Raw genomic sequence first — 1,073 nt, forward strand, 5'->3', positions numbered from 1 at the left:
AACAGCGACTCAGTCACTTATGCCGATAGCCAAGTCAACGTCGGTGGCACCACTACCTTTAATATTGGTAACGATCTCAACGGTAAAGGCGTGGTCTTTAACACGGATAAAGTCCAAGGCGTTATCGGCGGCAATGTGACCTTAGAGAGTCCACAAGATACTTACGAGTACGACAGCAATCAGAAGAGCGCAGGCTTTAACCTTGATGTTGACCTCATGGGTAACGGTAAAGGCTCCAGCCTCTCTGTCAATGGCGCTAAGACTAACATCAATGCGAATTCTAAAATTGTCGGGCAACAAACAGGCCTCTTCGCCAATGAAGCCGATCTAATCGTTGAAGGCAAAGGTAACTTCAAAGGCGCAGTCTTCACTACATCAGAGGAAGCACAAGCCAATGGCAAGAGCAATATCGTCTTTAAACAAGGCGTCACCTCAACCGACATCGTAAACACCACAAGTTATGACGGTGATGCGATCTCTGCTGGTTTAAGTGTCGGTAAGATCAAAGATAAACCACAAGCCACCATGAATGGTCTTGGCTACGGCACAGACAGTGATAGTAATAGCAGTATCACCAAAGGCGGTGTCAGTGGTTATAACGACGAGCAAGGTATGCTCACTACTGAGAACCGCGAAGTCCTTGGCGGCAAGCTTGAGAGTGTGTTTGATGCCACTCGTGTCACTGAGGAGCTGCAAGCGCAGAATCAGATTACTAAGGAGTTCGGCAAGGAAGCGCCAAAGGCAGTAGGGGACTTCGCCAATAATCGTATCAAAGCGATTAGAGCTGATAATACTCTTAGTATTGATGAAAAGTTAGAAGCTATTAAAAAATGGGATGAAGGCGGTATCTATCGTGTTGCGGCTCATACGGCACTTGGCGCATTAGGTACTGGTAGTGTTGAGGGCGCATTAACCACAGGTGGTGTTGCAGCAGCTGCACCGACGCTTAATAATATCCAAGAGAAGATAGCGAAAGCACTTGTAGATAAAGGCATGAGCGAAAGTATCGCTAGTGGCACAGCAAGTGGTTTGGTTAGTTTGACGCTATTAGGTGCTGGCAGTGCAGCAGGACT

General features: G+C 47.3%; 1 protein-coding gene. It reads left to right on the forward strand.

Translation table 11 applies throughout. The features are described 5' to 3' along the window. On the forward strand, positions 1–1,073 hold a 1,073-nt coding region (locus tag KZA12_RS14730; protein ID WP_218690754.1), incomplete at both ends, for a hemagglutinin repeat-containing protein.

Source organism: Psychrobacter sp. BF1 (assembly GCF_019279065.1).
Classification (GTDB): domain Bacteria; phylum Pseudomonadota; class Gammaproteobacteria; order Pseudomonadales; family Moraxellaceae; genus Psychrobacter; species Psychrobacter urativorans.